The organism is Betaproteobacteria bacterium (genome assembly GCA_016791345.1).
Lineage (GTDB): Bacteria > Pseudomonadota > Gammaproteobacteria > Burkholderiales > JAEUMW01 > JAEUMW01.
In genome coordinates this window covers 1-4529 of record JAEUMW010000410.1, presented here as the reverse complement: position 1 = coordinate 4529, position 4529 = coordinate 1, and the positions used below count along the sequence as shown (strand labels likewise).

The following is a 4529-nucleotide window of genomic DNA, read 5'->3' as shown; positions in this document are numbered from 1 at the left end:
GGCGACGGCACCATTGCCGAACTCGAGAACACGCCGAAGGCGAAGCTCAACATCCTCCACTGCTACCGCTCGATGAACTACATCAGCCGGCACATGGAAGAGAAGTACGGCATTCCCTGGGTGGAGTACAACTTCTTCGGTCCGTCGCAGATCGAGCGCAGCCTGCGCGAGATCGCGAACCACTTCGACGACGCGATCAAGGCCAGGACCGAAGAGGTCATCGCCAAGTACAAGCCGCTCGCGCAAGCCGTGGTCGACAAGTACAAGCCGCGCCTCGCCGGCAAGAAGGTGATGCTGTTCGTCGGCGGCCTGCGGCCGCGTCACGTGATCGGCGCCTACGAGGACCTCGGCATGGAAGTGGTCGGCACCGGCTACGAGTTCGGTCACAACGACGACTACCAGCGGACCACGCACTACGTGAAGGACGGCACGCTGATCTACGACGACGTGACCGGCTTCGAGTTCGAGAAGTTCGTCGAGAAGGTGCAGCCGGATCTGGTCGGCTCGGGCATCAAGGAGAAGTACGTGTTCCAGAAGATGGGCGTGCCGTTCCGCCAGATGCACAGCTGGGACTATTCCGGACCGTATCACGGCTACGACGGCTTCGCGATCTTCGCCCGCGACATGGACATGGCGATCAACGCACCCGTGTGGGGCCTCGCGCGAGCGCCCTGGAAGAAGTAACGCCACGTGGGGGCGCGGTGCCTCGTGCCGCGCGCTCCCACCCTACCCGATTGAAGGAGTACTGAGATGACCCAGAGCGCCGATAAGGTCCTCGACCACCTGGAGCTGTTCCGTGGGCAGGAATACACGGACATGTTCGAGCGCAAGAAGCGCGAGTTCGAGTTCAAGCACCCCGACGCGAAGATCCAGGAAGTCCGCGAGTGGACCAAGTCCTGGGAGTATCGCGAGAAGAACTTCGCCCGCGAAGCGCTCACGGTCAACCCGGCCAAAGCCTGTCAGCCCCTGGGCGCGGTGTTCGCAGCGGTCGGCTTCGAGAAGACCCTGCCCTTCGTGCACGGCTCGCAGGGTTGCGTCGCCTACTACCGCTCGCACTTCTCCCGCCACTTCAAGGAGCCGACCTCGTGCGTGTCGAGTTCGATGACCGAAGACGCGGCGGTGTTTGGCGGGCTCAACAACATGATCGACGGGCTCGCCAACAGCTACAACCTGTACAAACCCGAGATGATCGCCGTGTCCACCACCTGCATGGCCGAGGTGATCGGTGACGACCTCGACGCGTTCATCAAGAACGCCAAGCAGAAGGGCTCGATCCCGAACGAGTTCGACGTGCCGTTCGCGCACACGCCGGCCTTCGTCGGCAGCCACATCACCGGCTACGACAACGCGCTGCTCGGGGTGCTCAAGCACTTCTGGGACGGCAAGGCCAAGACCGCGGAGCCGCTCAAGCGCGAACCGAACGAGTCGATCAACTTCATCGGCGGCTTCGACGGCTACGTCGTCGGCAACATGCCCGAGATGCGCCGCGTGCTCGACCTCTTCGGCGCCGACTACACCATCGTGTGCGACCCGTCGGATGCCTGGAACACGCCCACCGACGGCGAGTTCCGCATGTACGACGGCGGCACCACCAAGGAAGAGGTGACGCGCGCCGTGCACGCCAAGGCGACCATCTTCTTCCAGCAATACACGACCGAGAAGACGGCGAAGTTCGTGGCAGAGAAGGGGCAGGAAGTGGTGCTGCTCAACCATCCGCTCGGCGTCGCCGGCACGGACGCGTTCCTCATGAAGGTGTCGGAGCTCACCGGCAAGCCGATTCCGGCGGCACTGGAGAAGGAGCGCGGCCGCCTGGTCGACGCCATCGCCGACAGCCAGGCGCATCTGCACGGCAAGAAGTTCGCCCTCTACGGCGACCCCGACCTGATGCTCGGCCTGACCGGCTTCCTGCTCGAACTCGGCGCGGAGCCCACCCACGTCCTGTCCACCAACGGCAACGACGACTGGGCGGCGAAGGTGCAGGCCCTGTTCGACGCGAGCCCCTTCGGACGCGACTGCAAGGTGTACTCGAAGAAGGATCTCTGGCACATGCGCTCGCTGCTGTGCACGGAGCCGGTCGACTTCCTCATCGGCAACACCTACGGCAAGTACCTGGAGCGCGACGTCGGCGTGCCGCTCATCCGGCTCGGTTTCCCGATCTTCGACCGTCATCACCACCACCGCTTCCCGATCTGGGGATACGAAGGCTCGCTGCGGGTGCTGGTGACCCTCCTGGACGAGATCTTCGAGGCCATCGACGCCGACACGATCGACACGGCGAAGACCGACTACAGCTACGACATCATTCGCTGAACATGCGGCGCGGGCGGCGGCTGCCGCCCGCCCGCCACCGAGGACGCAATCATGGCCAATGTCACATTCAGCTCACCGCGGATGAAGAAGGACCTCACGGTCTACGCCACGGCGGGCGATACCCACACGCTGCTCGCCGTCGCCAAGGCCCACAAGGTGCCCGTCGATTTCGAGTGCGAGAACGGCGAGTGCGGTTCCTGTGCCGTCGAGGTGCAGATCCTCTCCGGCAAGACGCCGATGGGCATCGCACTCACCGAGAAGGAGAAGGTCGCACTCAAGCTCGCCGGCAAGATCACGCGCAAGCAGATCGAGGATGCCGAGGTGAACGACGTGCCGCCGCCGTATCGGCTGGCCTGTCAGTTCATCGTCCGCAACGAGGACATCCTGGTGAAGTTCTAGGGGCCGCACGATGGACGCGCGCGTATCTGCCAAGATCCAGTCCGTCTTCGAGGAGCCCGCCTGCGACCACAACCAGGCGAAGGGCGAGAAGGAGCGGAAGAAGGGCTGCACCAAGCAGCTCGCGCCGGGTGCAGCGGCCGGCGGCTGCGCCTTCGACGGCGCGAAGATCGCGCTGCAGCCCTTCGTCGACGTCGCCCATCTCGTGCACGGCCCGATCGCCTGCGAAGGCAATTCCTGGGACAACCGCCACGCGGCATCGAGCGGGCCGCAGCTCTACCGCACCGGCTTCACCACCGACATCAACGAGCTCGATGTCATCTACGGCGGCGAGAAGCGCCTCTTCAAGGCGGTCCGCGAGATCATCGAGAAATACGATCCGCCGGCGGTCTTCGTCTACCAGACCTGTGTCACCGCGCTCATCGGCGACGACATCGAAGTCGTCTGCAAGCGCGCCACGGAAAAGTTCGGCAAGCCGGTCATCCCGGTCAACGCGCCCGGCTTCGCCGGCGCCAAGAACCTCGGCAACAAGCTGGGGGCCGAGGCGCTGCTCGACTACGTCATCGGGACGATCGAGCCCGAGTACACGACACCGACCGACATCAACATCATCGGCGAGTACAACCTGTCGGGCGAGCTGTGGCAGGTGAAGCCGCTGCTCGACGCGCTCGGCATCCGCGTGCTGTCGTGCATCTCCGGTGACGGACGCTTCCGCGAAGTGGCGCAGAGCCACCGCGCACGGGCCGCGATGATGGTGTGCTCGAAGTCGATGATCAACGTCGCGCGCAAGATGCAGGAGCGCTACGACATCCCGTTCTTCGAGGGCAGCTTCTACGGCATCTCGGACATGAGCGACACGCTGCGCAACCTGGTGCGGCTCTTGGTGGAGCGCGGCGCACCTGACGACCTCGTCGACCGCACCGAGGCGCTGATCGCAGTCGAGGAGCCGCGGGCGCACGCGCGCATCGCCGCCTACCGGCCGCGCCTGGAAGGCAAACGGGTGCTGCTCATCACCGGCGGCGTGAAGAGCTGGTCGGTGGTGTCGGCCCTGCAGGAAGCCGGGCTCGAGATCGTCGGCACTTCGGTCAAGAAGTCGACGAAGGAGGACAAGGCGCGCATCGTCGAGATCATGGGGACCGACGCCCACATGGTCGACGACATGAAGCCGCGCGAGATGTACAGGATGCTGGCCGAGGCGCGCGCCGACATCATCCTCTCCGGCGGCCGCTCGCAGTTCGTCGCGCTGAAGGCACGCATGCCCTGGCTCGACATCAATCAGGAGCGGCATTACGCCTACGCCGGGTACGAGGGCATGGTGTCGCTGGTGCACGAGATCGACAAGGCGCTTTCCAACCCGGTGTGGGCACAGGTGCGCGCGCCAGCGCCGTGGGAGTGACGATGGCGAAGGTCGTCGAATCGAAGAAGGCGTGCGCGGTCAATCCGCTCAAGATGAGCTCCCCGCTCGGTGCCTGCTATGCCTATCTCGGCATGGACCGCTGCATGCCGCTCATGCACGGCTCGCAGGGCTGCACGTCGTTCGGCCTCGTGCTGCTGGTGCGGCACTTCCGCGAGGCGATTCCGCTGCAGACCACCGCCATGAACGAGGTGACGACCATCCTCGGCGGACTGGAGAACATCGAGCAGGCGCTGCTCAACATCAAGGAGCGCGCGCAGCCGGCACTGGTAGGCATCGCCTCGACCGGCCTCACGGAGACCAAGGGCGACGACGTCCACGGCCACCTCAAGCTCATCCGCCAGCGGCACGGCGAAGCCCTCGCCGGCACCGAGGTGGTCTACGCCTCGACGCCGGATTACGTCGGCGC

5 protein-coding genes are annotated in these 4529 nt (G+C 65.0%); all 5 read left to right on the top strand.

What is annotated here, in order from left to right:
* The coding region (locus JNK68_15680) for a nitrogenase molybdenum-iron protein alpha chain (GenBank protein ID MBL8541785.1) at positions 1 to 684 on the top strand (684 nt) is incomplete at its 5' end.
* Positions 685 to 750: 66 nt separating this feature from the next.
* On the top strand, positions 751 to 2310 hold the full coding sequence (gene nifK / locus JNK68_15675) for a nitrogenase molybdenum-iron protein subunit beta (GenBank protein MBL8541784.1): 1560 nt from the start codon (positions 751 to 753) through the stop codon (positions 2308 to 2310).
* Positions 2311 to 2361: 51 nt separating this feature from the next.
* Complete coding sequence (locus JNK68_15670) at positions 2362 to 2709, top strand: (2Fe-2S)-binding protein (protein MBL8541783.1); 348 nt, start codon at positions 2362 to 2364, stop codon at positions 2707 to 2709.
* A 10-nt stretch (positions 2710 to 2719) separates the two neighbouring features.
* The gene (nifE, locus tag JNK68_15665; GenBank protein ID MBL8541782.1) at positions 2720 to 4102 is read left to right on the top strand and encodes a nitrogenase iron-molybdenum cofactor biosynthesis protein NifE; all 1383 of its coding nucleotides are present in this window, start codon (positions 2720 to 2722) and stop codon (positions 4100 to 4102) included.
* A 2-nt stretch (positions 4103 to 4104) separates the two neighbouring features.
* Positions 4105 to 4529: nitrogenase iron-molybdenum cofactor biosynthesis protein NifN (locus tag JNK68_15660; GenBank protein ID MBL8541781.1), on the top strand; the 425-nt coding region annotated here is incomplete at its 3' end.

Bases quoted from the DNA above. Each gene is read 5' to 3' on its own strand.
- JNK68_15670 (MBL8541783.1), top strand. From the start codon at position 2,362: ATGGCCAATGTCACATTCAGCTCACCGCGGATGAAGAAGGACCTCACG.
- nifK (MBL8541784.1), top strand. From the start codon at position 751: ATGACCCAGAGCGCCGATAAGGTCCTCGACCACCTGGAGCTGTTCCGT.
- nifE (MBL8541782.1), top strand. From the start codon at position 2,720: ATGGACGCGCGCGTATCTGCCAAGATCCAGTCCGTCTTCGAGGAGCCC.